The sequence below is a fragment of the Trinickia sp. genome (assembly GCF_036503415.1).
GTDB lineage: Bacteria > Pseudomonadota > Gammaproteobacteria > Burkholderiales > Burkholderiaceae > Trinickia.
In genome coordinates this window covers 65,961-88,949 of sequence record NZ_DASXWY010000159.1, presented here as the reverse complement: position 1 = coordinate 88,949, position 22,989 = coordinate 65,961, and the positions used below count along the sequence as shown (strand labels likewise).

Annotated in this window: 22 protein-coding genes; 9 read left to right on the top strand and 13 right to left on the bottom strand. The window is 64.5% G+C overall.

Annotated elements, in window-relative coordinates; translation table 11 throughout:
- Nucleotides 1–21: 21 nt before the first annotated feature.
- The 9 genes from VGL01_RS19550 to VGL01_RS19510 all read right to left on the bottom strand — a co-directional run bounded on the left by VGL01_RS19550 (nucleotide 22) and on the right by VGL01_RS19510 (nucleotide 6,334).
- On the bottom strand, nucleotides 22–489 hold the full coding sequence (locus VGL01_RS19550; protein WP_331572246.1) for a 3-hydroxylacyl-ACP dehydratase: 468 nt from the start codon (nucleotides 487–489) through the stop codon (nucleotides 22–24).
- Nucleotides 473–1,276, bottom strand: a complete 804-nt coding sequence (locus VGL01_RS19545; RefSeq protein ID WP_331572244.1) for a beta-ketoacyl synthase chain length factor — start codon at nucleotides 1,274–1,276, stop codon at nucleotides 473–475. The genes VGL01_RS19550 and VGL01_RS19545 overlap by 17 nt, the downstream gene beginning before the upstream one ends.
- Nucleotides 1,273–2,481 carry a beta-ketoacyl-ACP synthase gene (locus tag VGL01_RS19540; protein WP_414720302.1) on the bottom strand — a complete coding sequence of 403 codons (1,209 nt, stop codon included), beginning with the start codon at nucleotides 2,479–2,481 and terminating at the stop codon, nucleotides 1,273–1,275. The genes VGL01_RS19545 and VGL01_RS19540 overlap by 4 nt, the downstream gene beginning before the upstream one ends.
- Entirely contained in the window at nucleotides 2,478–2,801 is a 324-nt protein-coding gene (locus VGL01_RS19535; RefSeq protein WP_331572242.1) for a hypothetical protein, read from the bottom strand. Before VGL01_RS19535 ends, VGL01_RS19540 begins: the two co-directional genes overlap by 4 nt.
- A 32-nt stretch (nucleotides 2,802–2,833) precedes the next feature.
- Nucleotides 2,834–3,100 carry a phosphopantetheine-binding protein gene (locus tag VGL01_RS19530; RefSeq protein WP_331572240.1) on the bottom strand — a complete coding sequence of 89 codons (267 nt, stop codon included), beginning with the start codon at nucleotides 3,098–3,100 and terminating at the stop codon, nucleotides 2,834–2,836.
- A 328-nt stretch (nucleotides 3,101–3,428) separates the two neighbouring features.
- Complete coding sequence (locus tag VGL01_RS19525) at nucleotides 3,429–4,040, bottom strand: LysE family translocator (RefSeq protein WP_331572238.1); 612 nt, start codon at nucleotides 4,038–4,040, stop codon at nucleotides 3,429–3,431.
- A 79-nt stretch (nucleotides 4,041–4,119) separates the two neighbouring features.
- Nucleotides 4,120–4,623, bottom strand: a complete 504-nt coding sequence (locus tag VGL01_RS19520; RefSeq protein WP_331572331.1) for an OsmC family protein — start codon at nucleotides 4,621–4,623, stop codon at nucleotides 4,120–4,122.
- Nucleotides 4,620–5,042 carry an amino acid-binding protein gene (locus VGL01_RS19515; protein ID WP_331572236.1) on the bottom strand — a complete coding sequence of 141 codons (423 nt, stop codon included), beginning with the start codon at nucleotides 5,040–5,042 and terminating at the stop codon, nucleotides 4,620–4,622. The genes VGL01_RS19520 and VGL01_RS19515 overlap by 4 nt, the downstream gene beginning before the upstream one ends.
- Before the next feature lie 92 nt (nucleotides 5,043–5,134).
- A complete protein-coding gene (locus VGL01_RS19510) occupies nucleotides 5,135–6,334 on the bottom strand; it encodes an NnrS family protein (RefSeq protein WP_331572234.1) in 1,200 nt (399 codons plus the stop codon).
- Between the two features lie 437 nt (nucleotides 6,335–6,771).
- On the opposite strand from VGL01_RS19510, the gene VGL01_RS19505 reads away from it, so the two are divergent.
- Nucleotides 6,772–7,626: an alpha/beta hydrolase gene (locus VGL01_RS19505; protein ID WP_331572232.1), complete on the top strand. Its 855-nt coding sequence runs from the start codon at nucleotides 6,772–6,774 to the stop codon at nucleotides 7,624–7,626.
- A gap of 68 nt (nucleotides 7,627–7,694) precedes the next feature.
- Nucleotides 7,695–8,555, top strand: a complete 861-nt coding sequence (gene hpnD, locus VGL01_RS19500; RefSeq protein ID WP_331572230.1) for a presqualene diphosphate synthase HpnD — start codon at nucleotides 7,695–7,697, stop codon at nucleotides 8,553–8,555.
- A gap of 42 nt (nucleotides 8,556–8,597) precedes the next feature.
- Here hpnD and VGL01_RS19495 read toward each other — a convergent pair whose 3' ends face one another.
- The gene (locus VGL01_RS19495) at nucleotides 8,598–8,927 is read right to left on the bottom strand and encodes a hypothetical protein (protein ID WP_331572228.1); all 330 of its coding nucleotides are present in this window, start codon (nucleotides 8,925–8,927) and stop codon (nucleotides 8,598–8,600) included.
- A gap of 230 nt (nucleotides 8,928–9,157) precedes the next feature.
- Between VGL01_RS19495 and ompR the strand changes: the two genes are divergently transcribed.
- The 4 genes from ompR to VGL01_RS19475 all read left to right on the top strand — a co-directional run bounded on the left by ompR (nucleotide 9,158) and on the right by VGL01_RS19475 (nucleotide 12,654).
- Nucleotides 9,158–9,892, top strand: a complete 735-nt coding sequence (gene ompR, locus VGL01_RS19490) for a two-component system response regulator OmpR (RefSeq protein WP_414720301.1) — start codon at nucleotides 9,158–9,160, stop codon at nucleotides 9,890–9,892.
- 49 nt (nucleotides 9,893–9,941) lie between these two features.
- Nucleotides 9,942–11,291, top strand: coding sequence for an ATP-binding protein (locus tag VGL01_RS19485; RefSeq protein ID WP_331572226.1), 1,350 nt, complete (start codon nucleotides 9,942–9,944; stop codon nucleotides 11,289–11,291).
- A gap of 196 nt (nucleotides 11,292–11,487) precedes the next feature.
- Nucleotides 11,488–12,036 (top strand): peroxiredoxin, encoded by a 549-nt coding sequence (locus VGL01_RS19480; protein ID WP_331572225.1) that lies wholly within the window; start codon nucleotides 11,488–11,490, stop codon nucleotides 12,034–12,036.
- A 90-nt stretch (nucleotides 12,037–12,126) separates the two neighbouring features.
- Complete coding sequence (locus VGL01_RS19475) at nucleotides 12,127–12,654, top strand: carboxymuconolactone decarboxylase family protein (protein WP_331572223.1); 528 nt, start codon at nucleotides 12,127–12,129, stop codon at nucleotides 12,652–12,654.
- A gap of 22 nt (nucleotides 12,655–12,676) precedes the next feature.
- Here the strand turns inward: VGL01_RS19475 and ispF are convergent, their stop codons facing one another.
- Both ispF and ispD read right to left on the bottom strand, forming a co-directional pair.
- Entirely contained in the window at nucleotides 12,677–13,156 is a 480-nt protein-coding gene (gene ispF / locus VGL01_RS19470; RefSeq protein WP_331572221.1) for a 2-C-methyl-D-erythritol 2,4-cyclodiphosphate synthase, read from the bottom strand.
- 85 nt (nucleotides 13,157–13,241) lie between these two features.
- Complete coding sequence (ispD, locus tag VGL01_RS19465; protein WP_331572219.1) at nucleotides 13,242–13,952, bottom strand: 2-C-methyl-D-erythritol 4-phosphate cytidylyltransferase; 711 nt, start codon at nucleotides 13,950–13,952, stop codon at nucleotides 13,242–13,244.
- 169 nt (nucleotides 13,953–14,121) lie between these two features.
- Here ispD and mfd point away from each other — a divergent pair, with 169 nt between their 5' ends.
- From mfd to VGL01_RS19450, 3 genes are all read left to right on the top strand, one after another.
- Nucleotides 14,122–17,598 carry a transcription-repair coupling factor gene (gene mfd / locus VGL01_RS19460; RefSeq protein WP_331572330.1) on the top strand — a complete coding sequence of 1,159 codons (3,477 nt, stop codon included), beginning with the start codon at nucleotides 14,122–14,124 and terminating at the stop codon, nucleotides 17,596–17,598.
- 117 nt (nucleotides 17,599–17,715) lie between these two features.
- Nucleotides 17,716–18,990 carry an acetylornithine deacetylase gene (gene argE / locus VGL01_RS19455; protein ID WP_331572217.1) on the top strand — a complete coding sequence of 425 codons (1,275 nt, stop codon included), beginning with the start codon at nucleotides 17,716–17,718 and terminating at the stop codon, nucleotides 18,988–18,990.
- Between the two features lie 38 nt (nucleotides 18,991–19,028).
- A complete protein-coding gene (locus VGL01_RS19450) occupies nucleotides 19,029–20,048 on the top strand; it encodes a threonine/serine dehydratase (protein WP_331572215.1) in 1,020 nt (339 codons plus the stop codon).
- 97 nt (nucleotides 20,049–20,145) lie between these two features.
- Here the strand turns inward: VGL01_RS19450 and VGL01_RS19445 are convergent, their stop codons facing one another.
- On the bottom strand, nucleotides 20,146–22,629 hold the full coding sequence (locus VGL01_RS19445; RefSeq protein ID WP_331572213.1) for a penicillin-binding protein 1A: 2,484 nt from the start codon (nucleotides 22,627–22,629) through the stop codon (nucleotides 20,146–20,148).
- Nucleotides 22,630–22,989: the final 360 nt, after the last annotated feature.

Here is a 22,989-nt window from a genome sequence, read left to right as displayed (position 1 = left end):
TTTGCGCTCCATCGAAAAAATTCACTCTGGCATCGCAACGGTCATCGTGCCGCGAGCGATACAGACTGCGCCGCACACCACGGAAAACCCATAGCGCGCGGCTGTCGCGCCCGCCGCAGTCAATTGCGCTCGAATCTCCAGAGGACTCCGAATCATTTCATCGTGGTCGAGCGAGTGTGAACAGAGCTCGACTGCATGCAGCGCAGCAATGTACGCGCGCCGCAGCGCGCGAGCCTCGCCGGTCCCGACGGTCTCGCCGGTCTCGCCGGTGAGACTCGCGTGAAGCGCCGCGGCCTGCGCCGCATACTCGATCGCATGCATGCTGCTCAATCGACCGTCTTCGCGCAGCGGGTGGTCGGCCTGCGCATGCGAATGCGCCGTGCAGACAATTCCGCTCGCATCCCACTCCCGAACGGCCGCCAGCAGGCACATGGCTCCCGCATGGGGAATCCGGCGATAGATGTCTGGACCGTCAAGCCGGTTCGACATGAATGGCCACGCTCGTTCGCGCGCCTTCCGGCGCCGTTGCGAGAAAGACGCGCTCGTCGCTGCGGCATGCGAGCCGGGCGAGCAGCGGCAATGCGCGAGCGGCTGCATTACCGCTGCGCAAGCGTTCGAGCGCGTCGTCCGCCATAGCCGTAACGTCCCGCCTCGCGACATGCTCGATATGCATCGCGAAACAATCGGGGCCGGCGCGCTCGCGATGAATCGTCATCGCCGCCGCGAACGGTGCGACGATGGGCAGATGCGCTCCGATCGGCGCAGGCGCCGGCTGCTCGTAGCAGACGAAGAGCACGGGTGCACGCTCGGTCAGTACCAGGCAGCCGGCCTCGAGCAGACCCGCGACAAACGTTGTCTCGCCCGCGCTGAGGCTCGTCGAGCCGCCGCACGCGTGCGCACCGATAGACCAATAGCCGGCGCTCGCGTTGTGCACGATGTTGTGGAAATGGAACGGAGACACAGGTACTCCCGGTCGACCCAGCGCAACGCAAACGCGATCGGTCACGTGAAGATCGCCCGCTGAAGACGCGAACACCGAAGGCAGCGCGGCCAGATCGAGCGACGAGCGCTTCGCGAGTTGTTCGGTGACACGCAACGCAAGACGAATCGCGGCTGTCGCGCGCCGCCTTTCGTTCGGCGCCAGCATTTCCGGTTCGCCGGCCTCGAATTCGCACGGGGCATAGCGCTTCTCGCCCCGCAGCGTGGCGGCAGCCTCGTCCCAGCCGGACAGTCCGGGGCCCAGTACCTCGAGCGCTTCGACGAAGAGTGTCTTCATTGGACCGCCTCGAAAATGAGCGCGCAGTTGTTGCCGCCGAAGCCGAATGAATTGCTGAGCACGCGGCGCAACGGCCTCTCCTGGTTCTCGAGCGCGACGTCTGTTCGCAGGTCCGGATCGGGATCGGTCGTGTTCAATGTCGATGGAACGAGGTTCGCGCGCATGCACAGAAACGACAGCACCGCTTCGGTGATACCGGCAGCCCCCTGGGTATGACCGGTCCAGCCCTTGGTCGAACTGCTAGCGCATGCGCCGCCGAACACCGAGGCGATCGCGGCATCTTCGGACCGATCGTTCGAGGGCGTTCCGCTGCCGTGAAGATTGACGTAGTCGATGTCGGCCGCAGCGAGACCGGCGCGGCGCAACGCCTGCTCGATCGCGACGCGCGCGCCTTCGCCTTCCGGGTGTGGCGCGGTCATATGGTAGGCGTCGCTACTCTCCCCGAAGCCCGTCAACGCCACGGCGCCATGGCCGCGCGGCGCGCGTTCGAGCAAGGCGAAGCCGGCTGCTTCGCCGATGCTGATACCGTCGCGATTGCGGTCCCACGGCCGGCACGGTTGCGCCGACAGCAAGCCCAAGGAGTGAAAACCGTAAATGAATCCTTCGTTCGCGCAATCGATGCCTGCCACGACCGCCGCATCGCACAGACCCGCCGCGATATGACGGTATGCGGTAGCGAACACCTTGGCGCTCGACGAGCATGCCGTCGAGATCGTGGCCGACGGCCCGTCGAGACCAAGCACACGCATGACGTATTCCGTTGCCGAGAAAAGGTGCGCGGTATGACGCACGCGGACATCCGAACCGAGATCGTCGGTGCTCGGGGCATGACGGACATAGCACGCTTCGAGATGTGCCAGTCCCGACGCGATCGTACCGACGAAACATCCGACACGCTCGGCGCCATACCGCTCGCGGGCACCGGCCACGGCGAGCGGAAAGCCGTCGCGCTCGACGCCCCGGCCAAGCATGCGATGCGCGCGGCAATCGAAGCCCGCAAACTCGCCACGGAGCGAACCGCCGATGGCCTCGTCATCCACGAGACCGAGCCATGTCTTGCGGCCGGTGCGCAACTCGAGTTCGCGCAGCCCGCCCCGACCCGAGCGCAACGCGGCCAACGCAGCCTCGTTGCCTGCACCGAGCGCACTGGTCAGGGTATAGGCGTTCACGTAAAGCGGCGCGATCGGCGCCGATGCGTTCGTCATGCTGCATTGACCTCCGCGCGGAGCCTGCCGGCCGCGAAAAGCGAACCGGCGTCCTTCACGCATTGAAAAGAGACGACGTCGTCATCGATCGAGAGCACGATCTCGAACGGTTCGCCGGGGCGCAGTACCTCCATGAATTTCACGTGCTCGATGCGCGTAATCGCGGCGCCGGCATACGATTGCGCGACGGCACGGCTGACGCGCTCGAGCAGGACGACGGCCGGCACGACCGGATGGCCGGGAAAATGGCCGGGTATCGCCGCATGGCTGGCACCCACGGTATCGCGAATCACGCATCTCGCCCCTCCCGTCACCGTCATCGTGGAGCCTTCTACCCTCGTGACGGCTGGCATCAATGAGTCTGTGCGGCCCGATGCTGCTCGACATGACGGCCGAGCGCCCTCAGCGAGCGGAATATCTCGTGGTTCTTCTGGTCGCCCGGCGTGATGGTGATCCGATAGGTCGACGACAACAGCAGACCAAGCTCGAGTGCATCGATCGAATCGAGACCGAGACCCTCGCCGAAAATGGGCGTCGCGGGGTCGATGCTCTGCGGGTCGATGTCCAGATCGAGTCCCTCGGTGATCAGCTTGGCCAGCTCGCGTTCGATTTCATCCATGACGTCAACGTCTCCCTCGAAGATCGGTCACCGAAACTGCATAGCTTCAGGTTAGCGCGGGAACGGAGGCAGATCGGCGCTAGATTTCGTAGACTCCACTTTCGCCTGAACGCCCGGGCGAAAGCGCCATGAGGCTTATCGGATAAGGCCTGCATGCGTACGCCAGCAGATGGATCGCCGCAAGAGCGACTACGGAATCCTGCAGCTCGCCGCATCGGCTGCCAATGCGTCGAGCGACGCAAACTCGAGTATCAACGCGCGCAACGCGCGATGTTCGTTTAGCCGGGGCGTAACGGTGAACTACGGAAACTTGCGCGAACTACGAGAATCAGCGTGTCGCAATCACGACGGCAGCGCCGGCCATCATGGTCGCGCTCGCGCGATTCGAGATCTTCACGGCGCGCCGGCTCGTCAACAGCTTGCGCGCACGGGCCGCGACGAGGACCCAGAAGGAATCGGTGCTCGCGAGCACGACGAGCATCGTCGCCACGAGTTCGAACCATGCATGCAGGCTCACGCGAGATAGATCGACGATCGTCGGCAACAGCGCCAGATAGAAAATCATGATCTTCGGATTGCCGAGGGTGACCGTCAGGCCGGCAGTGAACATGCGAACGGGCGACCTGGCGCTCGGCAATGCATCGTCACGAACCTGCGCCGGCGCAGACCACATTTTCCAGGCGAGAAACAGCAGATAGGCGACGCCGGCAAATTTGATGACGACAAAGACTGCCTCGAACGTGCGCGCGAGCACCGCGAGTCCCGTCACGGCACACGTCAGCCACAACGCTTCACCGAACCACATCGCCACGAGAAACGGCAGCACGTCGCGCACGCCGTTGGTCAGCACGCGCGCGACGAGTGCGGCGACGCTTGGGCCGGGCGAGCCAGCCGTCACGACCAGCGCCAGCGCGAATACGGACAAACCTGAAGCGGTCATCGCATCCTCCTTTCTCCCGGATTGCCGCCAATTCTAGCGAGGCCGCGTCTGTCACGCCGCCATGGGCGCGAAGGACCGTTCAGCTACCCGTATCCGCCGCTTCGTCTTCGAAACGGACCGTGGGTTCGACGACCATCTCGAACGTAACCGAATTGGCCAGGAAGCACATGTGGTGTGCCGCTTCGTGCAACTCGATCGCGCGTTGCCGCGTGTGCTCGTCGATGCCGGCGGCGAGCACGACCTCCGGTGCCAGTGTCACGTTCGAGAATGCGCCGGAACCGTCGGCCTTCAACGAAAGCGTGCCTGATGCAGCGTCGCGATAACGATTGACGACAAGCCCGTTGGCCGAGCACAGATGCAAATACCAGAGCATGTGGCACGCGCTCAAACTGGCGACAAACAGGTCCTCGGGGTTGTGCCGCGTGGCGTCGCCGCGAAATGCCGGATCGCTCGATCCGTCGATCGACGGCTTACCCGAAACATGGACCACGTGATCCCGGCTGTACGCCTGGTAGCTGCGCGTACCCACGCCGAGGTTTCCGGTCCATTCCACCGTCAACGCGTATCGGTGCTGACTCATCAGTGCCCTCCTCCCTTGTTGTTCTCATGCTCGGCACGCTCCCGCTCCCACGCCTCCGAAACCTCTCGTCCCGCCGCATAGTTGTCGACCACCAGGATCAGTCGATGGTCGTGATCGCTATACATCGCTTCGATATTGACGCCGGCATCCGCCATGCGCCGGGCGATCTTGCCCAGTTGGCCCGGGACGTCCTGCTTCAGCCGCTGGACGAGCACGTCATTGACAGCATGGACGACCATGCCGGCCTCCCGCAGCGCATGCGCCGCCGCTGCGCCATCTTCAAAGAGGAAATGTGCGGTCGCACGTCCGTCGACGCTCCATACGCCGCCGCCCTCCACGCTCAGGCCTTTGGCGCCGAGCACTTCCCCCATGCGCGCCAAGGCGCCGGGCTGATGGTCGAGTTCGATACACAGGTCGTTCATTGCCGTTCTCCATATCATGCTGTTGGTCTTGGCGCGACTATATCCGCAACGCTGCATTCAAGGGTTCAGCAAAAGGGAAAACGTGCGTGACATCATCCGGCCTTGCCGTCCACCCGCGGCGCCGTGAGAAACGGTCCGTACTTGATCAGATAGACGAACAGCGACAGGCACCAGCATACGCCGGCCGCATCGATCCAAACGCCCGTCGCGCCAGGCGCGGCCAGCGGTCCAAGGACGCGCAATGCCGCGGCGGCCATCATCAGCCAATAGCTCAGCACTTCGTGACGCTTGGCCACGAGCATCCGTCCGGTATGACCGAGCGCGGTGCGCGTCACCATTGCGATGATCGCGCCGCCCATCGCGCCCACCGTCAACGCGTGGATCGCGAGCGAATGCGGCGCGCGACCGAGCGCGGAGCATGCCAGCAGCACGAAGCCGATCGGTATCCAGAGACAAGCCGCATGCAGGATCCAGAGTATCGGGCGCGCTCCGACGCGCCAGGAGCGCCAACCGATCATACGGATGGCGTGAATCACTGCGGCAGCGAGTGCGAAGACGAAGACCGCGACGGCCGGCGCATTCACGGCATCGAGCACGAGCGCGACGAGCGGAACAGGGTAGGCGAGCGCGTCGATCCACTTCCAACGGCGCACAGTGAACCCGGGAATGGCGTTCATCGTAAACATCGGGACGACGCGGCCGGTAATGACGGCGACGAACAGGATGATGAGCCCGGTCGCCGCATACGCCGTACGGAGCGCGAGATCGAATCGTCCCTGCCAGGCCCACATCTGAAACAGCACATTCAAAATCCCGAGCAGTCCCAACGCGACGGGCAGAAAAACGTTGTGCCGGTTGCCCGCACGCAGCAATACACGCGCAAGCACGAACGCCACCAGCGGCAAAAAGACGCAGTCCACGACGGCGGCTACGAGCGGCGGCCCGGTCCAGACGAGGATACGTCCCGCGGCCCAGAGCAGCCAAACAAGCGCGAGCGGTATGCCGTGCAGCGTTTCGCGCGAGGTCCACGCACGCACCGCGGTCAGCAAAAAGCCGACGACGATGGCCGCCACGAACCCGAAAAGCATCTCGTGAACATGCCAGATCACGCCCGTCATCGTCGGCTCTCGCCCGGCGACCGGATAGCCATGCAAGCCGGCGAGCCAGAGCCCGACGGCAAGGAGACCGAAAGCGGTACCTCCCAGATAGAAAGGCCTGAATCCGAGCCTCAGCACCGGCCAGCCGGCCGCTCGTTGGTCAGTGATACGTTGCTCCGGTTCGCCGATCTTCATCTTGGTTTCCGTATGCCGCTTCTCGCGTGTGGTCGATCATGGTGCAGCCGCAGATCACAAAGGCCCTATCCGCCAGGGCAACGGTGACGTGCGTGCACTTACCTCATAGCGTGATATAAGCACAGTCCCGGATCGAATGTCTGAGCAGGATCAAGGTTTGTACCGATTCGTCGGCAATGCACGCCTAGGCGCGAGTCGATCCCTGCCTTCCCGCCCCCCCCTCTACCGGGCCCGAACATTGCACAGCGTTCGATGCGGCGTCCTGCTTCCAAGCGCTACTTTTGTCTCGAGCATGGCGCGCTACCGCTCGCTCATCGTGAATTTGTGCTGCGCAGCTTCGCCCCCGGCGCTACCCTCTTTGTCATCGAGTGCACACCTGCGCGAGTACCGATGTCGCGCCGGAGACCGAGAGAATTCCCATCGGGAGGTTCGCATTGATGAAGCGCCCATCGCGTCTCGCGCTGTTGTCGGCTGCCGGCGTTGCCGGGCTCGGCGTCGGTTCCGCCTTGGCAGCTGTGCTCTGGCTCCAGGGCCGGCTCATTTATCCACTCGAAAAGATTCGCGGGCTCGCCCCCAACCCCGCCGCGGACCGACTCGAACGCGTCACGCTGAAAACGCAGGACGGACTCGCGCTGAGCGTTCGCTATAAGCCGCCTGCGCAAACCGACGGCCGCGTCGTCGTGCTCTTTCACGGCAACGGCGAGGATCTTTCGCAGCGCGTGCATATCGCACACGATCTGATCGCGGCCGGCTACGGCGTCCTGCTCGCCGAGTATCGCGGCTACGGGGGCAACGGGGGCAAGCCGCGCGAAGCTGGCCTTTATGCCGACGGTCGAGCGGCGATCGAGTTCGCCCTGCGGCAGACCCCGCGCGTCGTGCTGCACGGCTATTCCCTCGGTTCGGGCGTCGCCGTCCAGCTCGCCACCGAGTTCGCGATCGAGGCGCTCGTTCTCGAGGCCCCCTTTACCTGCATCGCCGATGTTGCCGTTACCCGTTTCCCGCGGCTGCCGGTACGCTGGCTCGTGCGCGATCGCTACGACAACCTGCGCAAGATCGGCGCGGTACGCGTGCCGGTGTTGATCTACGGCGGCAACGCGGACGGTGTCATTCCCCCGCGGCAGTTCGCGCAGCTCTACGCGGGAGTGCGTGCGCCGCGCCGGCTCGCCGTGGTCGATGGCGCAGACCATGTCGATGTCTGGACGAAAGGGGGAGCCGGCCATGTGCTCCGCTTTCTCGACGAGACCGATATCCGATCGCCGGCGGCGCGAGCTCGCGCAAGCGAGCCCGCGTGACGAGCGGCGTGTCGGGATGAGGTAGTATCCGCACTCCGCTCCTGCCGCCTCTCATCAGTTTTACGGACGTGTCACAAGAATCCAGTTCCATCCAGGGTCACTTCGACGAGTACTGCGCGCAAAAAGCCGCCCCGCCGGGCTCCAGCGTCTACTACGCGCTGCGCCAGGCACCGCTTGCGAAGCAGCCGCTGCTGACCGCGCTCTTCGCGCTGCGCCGCGAACTCGAACAAGCGGCAAGGGAGACGAGCGATCCCGCCATCGGCAGAACCAAGCTCGCGTGGTGGCAACAAGAGCTCGCCTCGCTAGCGGCCGGACAGCCGACGCACCCGGTATCGGTTGCACTTGCCGCGCACCGCGCGGACATCGGCGGCGAAGCGGCCACGCTGCAGGCGCTCGTCGACGGCTTCGAGATGGATCTGAACCAGGCGCGCTATCTCGACTACCCCAACCTGCGCAGCTATATCGAGCAGGTCGGCGGCGCATTCGCGCTTGCCGTGGCGCGCGTCACCGCCCGCGACACGGCGGCGGCCGCGCAATGGGCGCCGCCGCTCGGCAACGCGTTGATGCTGGCTCAGCTCGTGCAGGAACTCGGCAACGATGCGCGCCACGGCCGCATCTATATTCCGATCGACGAACTGCAGCGGTTCCAGGTCAGCGCGGCTGAGCTCATCAACCGCAAGTACACGCCCGCGTTCGACGAGCTCATGCGCTTTCAGACGCGGCGTGCACGCGAGGCCATCGTGGCCGCGCTTGCCGGCATCCCGCAACCGGAACGCAAGACCCAGCGTACGCTGCGCGCTCAATCGGCCATGGCGCTCGCGCTGCTCGACGAAATCGAACGAGACGGCTATCGCGTGCTTCATCAGCGCATCGCGCTGACACCCATTCGCAAGCTCTGGATCGCCTGGCGCGCGGCCCGCTCGCGTTGAAAGCGTCGCAGCGTGCGCGAGCCGCGCCGTCGCCGCTCGGCCTCAGCGTTTGTACAGTTCGCGCACGGCGTCTTCGATGTGCTGACGCAGCAAGCGGCGCTCTTCCGGTGTCAGGTGTCCGTCCCGTTGCTGAGTGCCGAAGTCGAACGGCGTATTCGTTCGCACGATAGGCGCTGAAGCGGCGCTGGCCGCGCGGGGATGTTGAGAATGGGACGAGTTGCGGCGAAAGGAGGACGAGGGCTGCGCCTCGCCGTCACCTCGGCGCTGCGGCTGGGCGTAGGCCCCGAGCGGAGCCGCAGCGCCGACGATGGCGCCCGCAACGGCGATCGCCAGGATCCGAGCGCGCATACGCGGCCACGCGCTGTCCATCATCTTGTTCCCTTCGTTGTGCGGCAACCGGCGACCTCGAATTACGTGTGCTTGAGCCCGAGCGAGTGGCGGGCATGAAAATGTATCGGATGAAGTATCCACCGAAGAGCCGCTTTCGGTGAAGAAGTTTACGTGTGCGCTGTTTACGCACCCCCTCGAAGCGGGGTAAATTTTGTAACTGACTGTAACGCGAGAATTCGTACTTTCCCGTCCCTGTTTGCAATCGCGCTAAGATGCCGACCATGGAAACGAAAAACCCCTCGAAAATTCTCGTCGTCGACGACGACCCGCGCCTGCGCGATCTCCTGCGCCGCTACCTCGGCGAACAAGGCTTCAATGTCTACGTCGCGGAAAACGCGCCGGCAATGAACAAGCTCTGGGTGCGCGAGCGCTTCGATCTGCTCGTGCTCGATCTGATGTTGCCGGGCGAGGACGGCTTGTCCATTTGCCGCCGCCTGCGCGGCAGCAACGACCGTACGCCCATCATCATGCTGACCGCCAAGGGAGAAGACGTGGACCGTATCGTCGGGCTCGAAATGGGCGCCGACGACTACCTGCCGAAGCCCTTCAATCCGCGCGAACTGGTTGCGCGTATTCACGCCGTGCTGCGGCGACAGTCGCCCTCCGAGTTGCCCGGTGCGCCGTCCGAAACGGCCGAGGTCTTCGAGTTCGGCGACTTCGCGCTCAACCTCGCCACGCGTACGCTGACCAAAGCCGGCCAGGAAATCCCATTGACCACGGGGGAGTTCTCCGTGCTCAAGGTGTTCGCACGCCATCCGCGCCAGCCGCTTTCGCGCGAAAAACTGATGGAGCTGGCGCGGGGCCGCGAATACGAAGTATTCGATCGCAGCCTCGACGTGCAAATTTCACGCTTGCGCAAGCTGATCGAAGTCGATCCGAGCAGCCCGCGCTTCATCCAGACCGTCTGGGGGCTCGGCTACGTCTTCATCCCCGACGGATCGGCGTGATCGGCGGGTTGCCGTCGCCCGTCCCTTTCCTTTTGTGTCAGTAGGCCCCATGCGCATCGACCGGCGTATTCTCACGCACGTCTTCGGGGGCCTGTTCTGGCGCACCTTCTTGCTGATCGCTCTGCTGATCGCGGTGAGTCTCGCCGCGTGGTTCCAGAGCTTTCGCGTGATTGAGCGCGAGCCACGCGCTCAACGGGTGGCGCTGCAGCTCGTGGCGATCGTCAAGCTCACGCGCACGGCGCTGCTCTACTCGGATCCGGACCTGCGGCGGGCGCTCCTGCAAGATCTCGAAAGCAACGAGGGCGTGCGCGTCTATCCGCGCGAGACGACGGACAAATACACGCTGCAGCCCGACGAGTCGCTCAACCGGCTCATCGAACATGACATCCGCGGCCGGCTTGGCGACGATACCGTCATCGCTCAATCGGTCAACGACATTCCCGGTGTATGGATCAGCTTCAAGATCGACGAGGACGACTACTGGGTCGCCCTCGACCGGGAACAGCTCGATAACGTCACGGGTCTGCAATGGGCCGGCTGGGGCATCTTTGCGCTCGCGCTGTCGCTGTTCGGCGCCGCATTCATCACGAGCCTCGTGAACCGGCCGTTTGCGCGGCTTGCCGTCGCCGCGCGCAAGGTCGGCTCCGGTCAAGCCCCCGAACCGCTGCCCGAGCGCGGTCTCGGTGTCGCGGCGGATACGAATCGCAGCTTCAACCAGATGGTGCGGGATCTCGAGCAGCTCGAAGCCGATCGTGCACTGATGCTCGCCGGTATCTCGCACGACTTGCGCACCCCGCTCGCACGGCTGCGGCTCGAGACCGAGATGAGCCCGTCGGATCAGGTAACGAAGGACGCCATGATCGACGACATCGAGCAAATGGACATGATCATCGGCCGCTTTCTCGACTATGCGCGGCCGGTTCAGCGTACGTCCGAGTCGGTCGATCTTTCGCAGGTCGCGGGCGAGATGGCCGCCCGCATGGCCTGTGAGGACGGCGTGCGGCTCATTACGCGGCTCGCACCGTCCGCGATCATCGAAGCCGACGAAACCGACGTCCGACGCGTGGTCGGCAATTTGCTCGAAAACGCAAAGAAGTACGGCCACAGCGAGATGGATGGGATTCCGCACATCATGCTCGAGACGCGAGTCGCGCATTCGCGCGTCGAACTCGCCGTGCTGGACGAGGGCCCCGGCATTCCCGAGGACCAGCTCGCGCTCGTGACGCGTCCCTTTTATCGGGTCGACTCGGCGCGCAGCCAGGCCAACGGCACGGGCCTTGGCATGGCCATCGTCCAGCGGCTCGTGAGCCGCTACCGCGGCTCGTTGCGCTTGCGCAACCGTACGCCGGGCCCCGGTCTCGAAGTCACGATCGAGTTCCCCCTGGGAAAAAGCGCTTGATGCCGCGGACCGGCTGTCGCGCAGCGCTCGACCCCCCTCGCCTCGCATGCCGCAACGCGGCAGGCTATCGGTTTCATTAGATAAAATCTATTGCAACAATTTTCCAATAGCGTTATAGTTGGGGCGTGTAACGCATCCGTTACAGCGGGCGCGTATTTTTGAAGTGCGTTTTTTCAACCCGATGAGGAGTCACTGCATGAAAACCGTGGGCGATAAGCTGGAAGCCTTCACCGTCACTGCCGCGAAACCGGGCTTCAACAACCATGAAGAAAACGGTCAATCGGCGTTCGAAGAGATCACCGAACAATCGTTCCCGGGCAAGTGGAAGATCATCTATTTCTATCCGAAGGACTTCACGTTCGTGTGCCCGACGGAGATCGTCGAGTTCGGGAAGCTGCAAAAGGACTTCGAGGAACGCGATGCCGTGCTGTTGGGCGGTAGCGTCGACAACGAGTTCGTGAAGCTGGCATGGCGTCGCGAGCACAAGGACCTCAATCGCCTGAACCACTACGCGTTCGGCGACGTGAAGGGCGAGCTGATCGATCAGCTCGGCGTGCGCGACAAGGAAGCCGGCGTGGCCCTGCGCGCAACGTTCATCGTCGATCCGGACAACACGATTCAACACGTGTCGGTGAACAACTTGAACGTGGGCCGCAACCCGCAGGAAGTCCTGCGTATTCTCGACGGCTTGCAAACCGACGAACTGTGCCCGTGCAACCGCACGGTCGGCGGCGCAACGCTTTAAGCTGCGGCAACCGCTTCGGTCAAGCACCGAGCCCGCTGTGCTCGACAAGGCCGGCGGGCTTTTTTATCGGTCACTCGATAGGAGTCTTCAATGGAATTCTTGTCTGCGATCAAGGAAAAGATCCCCGATTACGCGAAGGACATCCGCCTGAACCTCGATGGCACGATCGCGCGCTCGTCGCTGGAAGGCGCCGATGCGGCGGGTGTGGCGCTGGCCGCTGCCTTCGCCGCGAAATGCACCACGATCGTGGATGCAATCCGTTCGTCCGGGGTCCTGCCGCCCGAGCAGGTCACAGGCGCGCTGACGGCGGCCGCCATGATGGGCATGAACAATGTCTGGTATCCGTACGTCGAAATGGCGAACGACGAGGACCTCAAAACCCAGCGGCCCGAGCTGCGGATGAGCGCGTACGCCACCCATGGCGGCGTCGACAAGCGCCGCTTCGAAATGTACGCGCTCGCCGCGTCGATCGTCGGCAAGTGCCATTTCTGCGTAAGCTCGCACTACGCGCTGCTGAAAAACGAGCAGGGCATGTCGGCGCAGCAACTGCGCGATGTCGGGCGCATCGCGGCCGTCGTCAGCGCGGCAGCCAATGTGCTCGCGATCGAAGGCAACTAGCCCGCGATCAGCGGGACAGGCGCTAAAGCGCGCGCAGCAAAACGGCCGCCTGCGCCTCTATCCCGTCGCCGCGGCCAAGATAGCCGAGCTTTTCGTTGGTCTTGGCCTTTACGTTCACGCGCGCGAGCGGCAGGCCCAGATCGTCGGCGATATTGGTTCGCATCGCATCGATATGCGGGGCGAGCTTCGGGGCTTGGGCGATGACCGTGCTGTCGACGTTCTGAATCGCAAAGCCGGCTTGCGCGAGCCGTGCGGCGCACTCGCGCAGCAGCACGCGGCTGTTGGCGCCGGCAAAGCGTTCGTCGGTGTCCGGAAAGTGCCGGCCGATATCGCCCAGCGCCGCCGCCCCGAAAAGCGCGTCGGTGATCGCATGCAGCAGCACGTCGGCATCCGAGTGCCCCAACAGCCCGCGCTCGTACGGCACCGTCACGCCGCCAATCACGAGCGGCCGCCCTGGCACGAGCGCGTGTACGTCGTAGCCTTGTCCGATTCTGTAGTCCATCCGTGCTTCCGGTTTCGATTGAATAAATAGGTCCGAGTGCAGCGCCACTGGCTGAGCGGGCCGCCGCCCGCCGCCGGCGAACCGCTCAGCCAGCCGGGGAATGCCTGAGAATCGCGTCGACGAGCTCGAAGTCCTCAGGGTAAGTCACCTTGAAATTGCGCAGGCTGCCCTGAACGAGCCGCGGCGCGTGGCCGAGCCATTCGATCGCGCTTGCCTCGTCGGTCAAATCATGGCCATCATGCTGCGCGCGTTCGATCGCTTCGCGCAGCATGCCGATGCGGAACATCTGCGGTGTTTGCGCCTGCCACAGCCCGTCGCGCGGCTCGGTGCGCGCGATGTGGCCGCCGCGCGCCGCATCCATGCGCTTGAGCGTGTCGGCCACCGGCAACGCCATGATGCCCCCGACGGGGTCGTCCTTGAGCGCTGCGACGAGCGAACGGATCAGCGCGGGGGTGATGCCGGGGCGCGCTGCGTCATGGACGAGCACCCAGTCGTCCGCGGCGGCGCCAAACTCCGCGAGCGCCGCGAGCCCGTTCATCACCGAAGCCTGCCGCGTCGCGCCGCCGCAGCGCCGCACGGCGAAGCGCAGGCCGCTGAAACGACGCGCATCGAAGTGCGTGTCGTCGGGCGCCAGCACGACGAGCGTCTGCGCAAACTCGCTGCAAGCGTCGAAAGCGGCCAGCGTAAAGTGGAGCAACGGCCGGCCGGCGACCGTGCGGTATTGCTTGGGCATCGGTGCGCCGGAGCGGCTGCCGGTGCCGGCGCAGGGGATCAGGGCAAAAAGACGAGAAGTCAAGGAGCGGGCCGCGGGTCAAAATAAAGGACGGATTTTATAATAGGTGCTTCGCGCGAGGCGGGTCCGATTCGGCCGACCCGGGTCCGTGCTCGCGCTCAACCCCTTCCGGCCCGTGCTGCGTCCGTTTTTTGCGCACGTGCCGTTCATTGAAACGGCCTACATTCCCGTCATGCAGACTGCCGCAACACCCTTTTCGCCGCTTTTACCGTTTCCGCTCGTCAAACCGGGCCAGCGCTTCGCGTTCGACGGGGCGCATGGCTCGGCCGACGCGCTGCTGATCGCCCGATATCTGCAGGCGGCGGGCGCGGCGGTGCCGCTGCTCGCCGTGGTCTGCGCGAGCGCCGTCGACGCGCAACGGCTTTCCCAGGAGCTCGCCTGGTTCGCGCCCGGCGCCCGCGTGCGGCGGCTGCCGGACTGGGAGACGCTGCCCTACGACACGTTCTCGCCGCACCAGGATCTCGTTTCCGAGCGCCTGGCGACGCTGCACGACCTCGGCGAGGGTCGTTGCGACGTACTGCTGGTACCCGCCACGACGGCGCTCTACCGGATGCCGCCGGCCTCGTTCCTCGCGGCCTACACGTTCTCGTTCTCGCAAGGGGCCAGGCTCGACGAAGCCAAACTGAAAGCGCAGCTCACGCTCGCGGGCTACGAGCACGTGAGCCAGGTCGTGCGCCCCGGTGAGTACTGCGTGCGGGGCTCGCTGATCGACCTCTATCCGATGGGCTCCGCGTTGCCGTACCGGATCGATCTTTTCGACGACCAGGTCGATTCGATCCGGGCATTCGATCCGGACACGCAACGCAGCCTGTACCCCGTGCGCGACGTGCGCCTGCTGCCGGGCCGCGAGTTTCCGTTCGACGAAGCGGCCCGCACCGCGTTTCGTAGCCGCTGGCGCGAGGTATTCGAAGGCGACCCGAGCCGTTCGTCGATCTACAAGGACATCGGCAACGGCGTGCCCTCCGCCGGCATCGAGTACTACTTGCCGCTCTTTTTCGAGCAGACGGCCACCCTGTTCCACTACCTGCCGGCAAACGCCCACCTTGCGTTCGTCGGCGATCTCGAGAACGCGATCCGGCGCTTCACGGCCGACACGAAGCAACGCCACGCGTTTTTGTCGCACGACCGCGAGCGGCCGATTCTCGAGCCGCAGCGGCTGTTCCTTTCCGATGAGGATTTCTATACGCTGGCCAAGCCGTTCGCGCGTCTGGTGGTGCCCACCGACGGCGGCGGAGGCTGGAGCACGCCGCTGCCGTCGCTGGCCGTCGATCGTCGTGCCGACGATCCGGTCGCCGCGCTGCGCGCCTACCTCGCCACGAGCGGCCGGCGTGTGCTGATCGCCGCGGAGTCGGCCGGCCGCCGCGAAACGATCGCCCAGTTCCTCGCCGAAAATGGCCTCAAGCCGCAAGCGGGCGAGAGCTTCGAGAGCTGGCTGCAAGGCGACGCCGCGTTTGCGCTCGGGGTGGCGCCGCTCTCGACGGGCTTCGTGCTGCCGGCGGAAGGCTGGGCCGTCGTCACCGAGACCGAACTCTACGGCCCGCTGGCCCGGCGCGCCGGCCGCCGGCGTCAGGAGCAGGCCAGCAACGTCGATTCGATGGTGCGCGACCTCTCGGAGCTCAAGGTGGGCGATCCTGTCGTGCATGCGCAGCACGGTATCGGCCGCTATATGGGACTCGTGACGATGGACCTCGGCGAAGGCGAAACCGAGTTCCTCCATCTCGAGTACGCCGGCGACAGCAAGCTCTACGTCCCCGTCGCGCAACTGCATGTGATTTCCCGCTACAGCGGCGCGGACCCGGACACCGCCCCGTTGCACGCGCTCGGCTCCGGCCAATGGGAACGGGCCAAGCGCCGCGCGGCACAGCAGATTCGCGACACGGCCGCCGAGCTGCTCAACCTCTATGCGCGGCGCGCCGCGCGCGAGGGCCATGCCTTCCGGTTCGATCCGCGCGACTACGGCAAATTCGCCGAGAGTTTCGGTTTCGAGGAAACGCCGGATCAGGCCGCCGCGATCGCCGCCGTTATCGGCGACATGACGACGGGTCGTCCGATGGACCGGCTCGTATGCGGCGACGTGGGCTTCGGCAAGACCGAGGTGGCATTGCGAGCCGCGTTCATCGCGGTGATGGCCGGCAAGCAGGTCGCGCTGCTCGCGCCCACCACGCTGCTCGCCGAACAGCACACGCAGACCTTCACCGATCGCTTCGCCGAATGGCCCGTGCGCATTGCTGAGCTCTCGCGCTTCAAGTCGACGAAGGAGGTCAACGCGGCCATCGAGCAGATCAACGACGGCTCGATCGACATCGTCATCGGCACGCACAAGCTGCTGTCGTCGGACGTGCGCTTCAAGCGGCTCGGCCTCGTCATCATCGACGAAGAGCATCGCTTCGGCGTACGGCAAAAGGAGGCGCTAAAGGCGTTGCGCGCCGAGGTCGATGTGCTGACGTTGACCGCCACCCCCATTCCGCGAACACTGGGCATGGCGCTCGAAGGCCTGCGCGACTTTTCCGTCATCGCCACCGCGCCGCAAAAACGGCTGGCGATCAAGACATTCGTGCGGCGCGAGGAAGACAGCGTCATTCGCGAAGCGATGTTGCGGGAGCTCAAACGCGGCGGGCAAGTCTACTTCCTGCACAACGAAGTGGAAACGATCGAAAACCGGCGCGCCATGCTCGAAGCGCTCGTGCCCGAGGCGCGGATCGCGGTGGCACACGGGCAGATGCATGAACGTGAGCTCGAGCGCGTCATGCGCGACTTCGTCTCTCAGCGGGCCAACGTCCTGCTGTGCACGACCATCATCGAAACCGGCATCGACGTCCCGAGCTCGAATACGATTCTCATTCATCGCGCCGACAAGTTCGGCCTCGCGCAGCTGCATCAATTGCGCGGACGCGTCGGGCGCTCGCACCACCAGGCTTATGCCTATCTGCTCGTGCACGATCCGCAAGGATTGACGAAGCAGGCGCAGCGCCGACTCGAAGCCATTCAGCAGATGGAGGAACTCGGTTCCGGTTTTTATCTGGCGATGCACGATCTCGAGATTCGCGGCACCGGCGAGGTACTGGGCGACAAGCAATCGGGCGAAATCCACGAGATCGGTTTTCAGCTGTATTCGGAGATGCTCAGCGACGCCGTGAAAGCGCTCAAGAACGGCCAGGAGCCCGATCTGACCGCGCCCCTCGCGGCGACGACCGAGATCAATCTGCATACGCCCGCCATCCTTCCCGCAGACTATTGCGGCGACGTGCAAGAGCGCCTGTCGATCTACAAACGCCTCGCCAATTGCGAGACCAGCGACGCCATCGACGATATCCAGGAAGAACTGATCGACCGCTTCGGCAAGCTGCCGACGCAAGCCCACGCGCTCGTCGAGACGCACCGGCTGCGACTTGCGGCGAAGCCGCTCGGCGTCTCGAAGATCGATGCGGGCGAAGCCGCGATCAGCCTTCAGTTCGTGCCGAATCCGCCCATCGACGGCATGCGCATCATCGAGATGGTCCACAAGAACAAGCACATCAAGCTGGCGGGACAGGACAAGCTGCGCATCGAAACGCGCAGCCCCGATCTGGCCGTGCGTGTCGCGACCGCCAAGGAGACGCTGCGTGCGCTGGGCGCGCCCGCGCGCCAACCGGCCGCCGCCGCGCGATGAAAAAAGCATGCTGCGGCGCTCGATTGCGGCGCCGCAGCATGCCGCTGTCGCTCGCACTATTTGGGTTGCACGCGGTTTTTCGGTATGATCGGAGGCACTCTCGAGCTGGAGCTTGTCATGTCTCAAGACGCTGAAACGGCGCACCGATCCTCCACGTCCTCTCCCCACTCGCTGGCTTCGGCCCCCTCCTCCGCTTCACCGGTTCCGCTCAGTTTGCAATGGGTCGAACGGCTCGTCTCGATCGATACGACTAGCCGTGTACCGAATATCGAACTGATCGAACTCGTGTGCGAATCGTTGGCGGCACGAGGCATTTCTTCCCTGCTGACGCGCGATGCGCGCGGCGAGCGCGGCGAATGGGCCAACCTGTTCGCCACGATCCCCGCGCACGACGGTTCTACGCAAGGCGGCGTCGTGCTGTCCGGCCACACGGACGTCGTGCCCGTCGATGGACAACAGTGGGACAGCGATCCGTTTTCGCCCGAGATTCGCGACGGCCGGTTGTATGGCCGCGGCACCTGCGATATGAAGGGCTTCATCGGCGCGGCGCTCGCGCTCGTGCCCGAAATGCAATCGGCACGGCTCGCGAAGCCGATTCACCTGGCTTTCTCGTTCGACGAGGAAATCGGCTGTGCCGGTGCGCCGCTGATGATCGCAGACCTGCAAAAGCGTGGCATCAAGCCGGACGGCTGCATCGTGGGCGAGCCCACCAGCATGCGTCCGATCGTGGCGCATAAAGGCATCAACGCGTATCGCTGCTGCGTGCGCGGTCATGCGGCCCATTCGTCGCTGACGCCCAAGGGCCTCAACGCGATCGAATATGCGGCCCGCCTCATCTGCCACATTCGCGACGTGGCCGACCAAATGCGGCGCGACGGTCCGTTCGATACGAGCTACGACGTGCCGTTCACCACGGCGCAGACGAGCACGATCGAAGGCGGCAATGCGATCAACACGGTGCCGGCCGAGTGCCGCTTCGCCTTCGAGTTTCGCAACCTGCCGACGCTCGATCCGGCCGTCGTATTCGCGCGCATCGAGCGCTACGCGAACGAAACGCTGCTGCCGCAGATGCGGCGCGAGCATCCGAACGCCGCAATCGAGTTCACGCGGATCGCCGCGGCGCCGGGTCTCGACGCCACCGAGCAGGCGGCCATCACGCAACTCGTGCGCGCCTTGACGGGCGATCGCGATACGCGCAAGGTCGCCTATGGCACGGAAGCGGGGTTGTTCGCGCTGGCCGGCGTGCCGAGCGTCGTCTGCGGGCCGGGCGACATCGAGCAGGCGCACAAGCCGAACGAGTATGTCGAGCTCGCGCAGCTCGACGCCTGTGAAAGCTTCTTGCGCAAATTCATTCGCAGCATGTCGGTCGATACGCAACAGCAGCAACAGTAGCGCGGGTCCCTCACTTGTCCTTTACGATGGCTTCGCTCATGTCCACCGCTTCATCGCAGCATACCGACCATACGATCGACGCCGAGCCGGTTCCCACGCTGGACGCCATCGCGTCACAGCATTTCGCGCTCACGCCCTGGGTCGTGCGGACGCCGGTCTTCGAACGGCATGACTTTCCGACGCTCGAAGGCACGAACATCAATTTCAAGTTCGAATTGCTGCAGTCGAGCGGCAGCTTCAAGGTGAGGGGCGCATTCACGAATCTGCTCGCGCTCGACGCATCGCAGCGCAGTGTCGGCGTGACCTGCGTATCGGGCGGCAATCATGCGGCGGCGGTTGCCTATGCGGCCATGCGGCTCGGTACGAGCGCGAAAGTGGTGATGTTCCGCACGGCAAGCCCTGCGCGCATCGCGCTGTGCAAACAGTACCGCGCCGAGGTCGTCATGGCCGACTCGCCGGCCGAAGCATTCGATGTCGTGCGCCGAATCGAAGCCGAGGAAGGCCGCTTTTTCGTTCACCCGTTCAATGGCTATCGCACGGTGCTGGGCACGGCAACGCTCGGCTACGAATGGGCGACGCAGACGCCCGATCTCGATGCGGTGATCGTCCCCATCGGCGGCGGCGGCTTGGCAGCCGGCGTCTCGACCGCATTGCGCCTCGCCAATCCGCGCGTGCATGTGTTCGGTGTCGAACCGGAGGGCGCCGATGCAATGTCGCGCAGTTTCGCCGCCAATCACACCGTGAAGATGGGCGCGATGCACACCATCGCCGATTCCCTGATGGCACCGCACACCGAGCAATATAGCTACGAGCTGTGCCGGCGCCACATCGATCGGATCGTCACCGTTTCGGACGATGAGTTGCGCGCAGCGATGCTCAAGCTGTTCGTCCAGCTCAAGCTCGCTGTCGAGCCGGCGTGCGCCGCGGCAACGGCCGCGCTCTTGGGGCCGCTGCGCGAAACGCTGCAAGGCAAGCGCGTCGGCGTCATCCTGTGCGGAACGAATACCGACCCGGCCACGTTGTCCGCCCATCTCGAACGGGCGCGCGCGTCGACTTAGCGCGCCGGCCTAGCGCGACTCCCAGGCCATTCGGGTAATTGATCGCGCGAAGGTGGATGCGAGGAGCCTCCCATCGCACCTGCGCGATGGCGACCGCTCAGGGCCGGTTGTCATTGAACAGATTGAGAATCTGTTTCTTCTCCTGCGACGACACACTGGGCGGCGGTGCCGCAGGCGCCGCGAGCCCCGCCGGTCCGATGCTGCCGACCGCTTCGCTCGCGCCGGCGCCAGCCAGCGCAGTCCCCGGTTCGCCGCCTGTGCCGATGCTCGCAACGAAGCCATTGCCAGGCGTCATGTCCGCGTAGTAAAGCTCGCCGCCGATCGTCGTCACACCTTCGGGCATCGGCATTTGCACCTGCGGTACGCCACGCAGCGCCTGGCCCATGTAGTCGACCCAGATCGGCAGCGCGAGCTGCGCACCGAATTCGCGGCTGCCGAGACTCTTCGGTTGGTCGTAGCCCATCCAGGCCACCGCGACCAGCGTCGGCTGGTAACCCGCGAACCATCCGTCCTTGGCGTCGTTCGTCGTACCGGTTTTGCCGGAGAGGTCCGAGCGATGCAAGACGTTCGTGCCCGCACCGGTACCTGCCGTTGCCACCGAATGCAGCAGAGAGTTCATGATGAAGGCGTTGGCCGCGCTGATCGTACGCGGCGCGTCCCGCCCTGCCACGATCGGCTGCGCCTTGGAGATCGGCTGACCGTGCGCGTCATCGACTTCCGCGATCAGATAAGGATTGACGCGATAGCCGCCGTTCGCGAACACCGCGTAGGCCGCGGCCGACTGCAGCGGCGTGACGAGCCCAGCGCCCAGCGCCATCGGCAAGTAAGGAGGTGTCTTGTCCGCGTCGAAACCGAAGCGCTGCGTCACATAGTCCTGCGCATACTTGGTACCGATATAGGAAAGAATCCGGATCGAGACGAGGTTCTTCGACTTCTCGAGCGCCACGCGCATCGACATCGGGCCATCGGGCTGATCGTCGTCCTTCGGCTCCCACGCCTCCCCGCCCGGCGTGCTCGGGGGGAAGTAAAGCGGCGCATCGTTGATGATCGTCGCCGGGGCGAGGCCCTTTTCGAGCGACGCCGAATAGATGAACGGCTTGAAGCTCGAACCGGGCTGACGCCAGGCTTGCGTCACGTGATTGAACTTGTTCTTGTTGAAGTCGAACCCGCCGACGAGCGCACGGAGCGCGCCATCTTGCGGCGAGAGCGAAACGAGCGCGCCTTCCACCTGCGGCAACTGGGTGATCTGCCAGTTGCCCTTCGCATCGGGCATCAACCGGACGATCGAACCGGGCTTGATCCGCTGCGCCGCGCTGGCGCGCGCGCTCAGTGCCGTCGCCGCGAAACGCAGCCCTTCGCCGGTCACGTTGGCCGTATTGCCGTCGACGAATTGCACGGTCAGCTGCTTCGGGCTCGCTGCGGTGACGACACCGGCCACCAGTTCGCCGTCGTCCGGATGATCGGCGAGCGCATCGTCGATTGCCTCGTCGCGTTCGTCGCGGCCGGCCGGCAGCTCGACGAAGCCTTCCGGTCCGCGATAGCCGTGCCGGCGCTCGTAGTCCATGACACCCTTGCGCACGGCGCGGTAAGCCGCATCCTGGTACGCCGAGTCGAGGGTCGTCACGACCGACAAGCCCCGCGTATACGTTTCTTCCTTGTATTGCGCGTACATCATCTGTCGCACCATCTCGGCGACATACTCCGCATGCACGCTGTATTCGTTGCCCGACACCTTCGTGTGAATGTCTTCCTTGACGGCCTGATCGTATTGCGCCTGCGTGATATAGCGCAGATCGAGCATCCGCTTGAGGATGTACTCCTGCCGGATCTTCGCGCGCTTCGGATTGACGATCGGATTGTATGCCGAGGGCGCCTTGGGCAGCCCGGCCAGCATCGCCGCCTGAGCCAGCGTGATGTCCTTGAGATCCTTGCCGAAATACACCCGGGCGGCCGCCGCGAAACCATACGCGCGCTCGCCCAGATAGATCTGGTTCATGTAGAGCTCGAGGATCTGATCTTTCGTCAGCGCGCGCTCGATCTTGTACGCGAGCATCATTTCGTAGATCTTCCGCGTGTAGGTCTTCTCGCTCGAGAGGAAGAAGTTGCGCGCCACCTGCATCGTGATCGTGCTCGCGCCTTGCGACGCGCCGCCATGGAGGATGTCCGCCATACCGGCACGCAGGATGCCGAGGAAATCCACGCCGCCATGCTCGTAGAAGCGATAGTCCTCGATCGCGAGCACCGCTTTTTTCATCGAATCGGGAATATCGGCGAAACGCACGAGAGAGCGCCGCTCCTCGCCGAATTCGCCGATCAGTACGTGGTCGGCCGTATAGACGCGCAATGGCACCTTCGGGCGATAGTCGGTCAGCGCATCGAGCGACGGCAATTGCGGCGCCATCACGATCAATGCATAGCCAATAATCAGCGCGAAGACGACGGCAACGGTTGCGACGAGGCCGCCCAATGTCAGCAGCAGGCTGCTGCCGAACGAGCCATGCTGGCGTTCGGGACTCACTCGGGAAGGTTGTCGGCCGTCGGCCGGAGACTCGGAGGATCGGGGTCGTTTAATGATAGGCATGACGCATGGTCAGCGCGGCTTGCCGCGCCGTTGCGCGCTCGCCCGCCGGGCGGCGCTCGAAATCGTAATTATAACGGTGCCGCGACTGGCCAACGCCCGCGGCCCGGCGACGCAACAGCGCATTTTAATGAAATCGCCTGGCCGGCAACGAAGTTTTTTTGTAAGAATTCCCCACGTTGGCTGCCGCACAGCCGCCGCCGGGTTATCAACAGAAAATGTTGAAAGGTCTGTGGACAAGCCGCCTACAAGCGAGTCAAGTCCTTGATCGGACACTCATTATGCGCAACGCGCACATTTTGCGGCAGCGGCCGTCATTCTATGATGGAGGCCGACCGCCGTTCTCGTGCCGACGCAACCGAT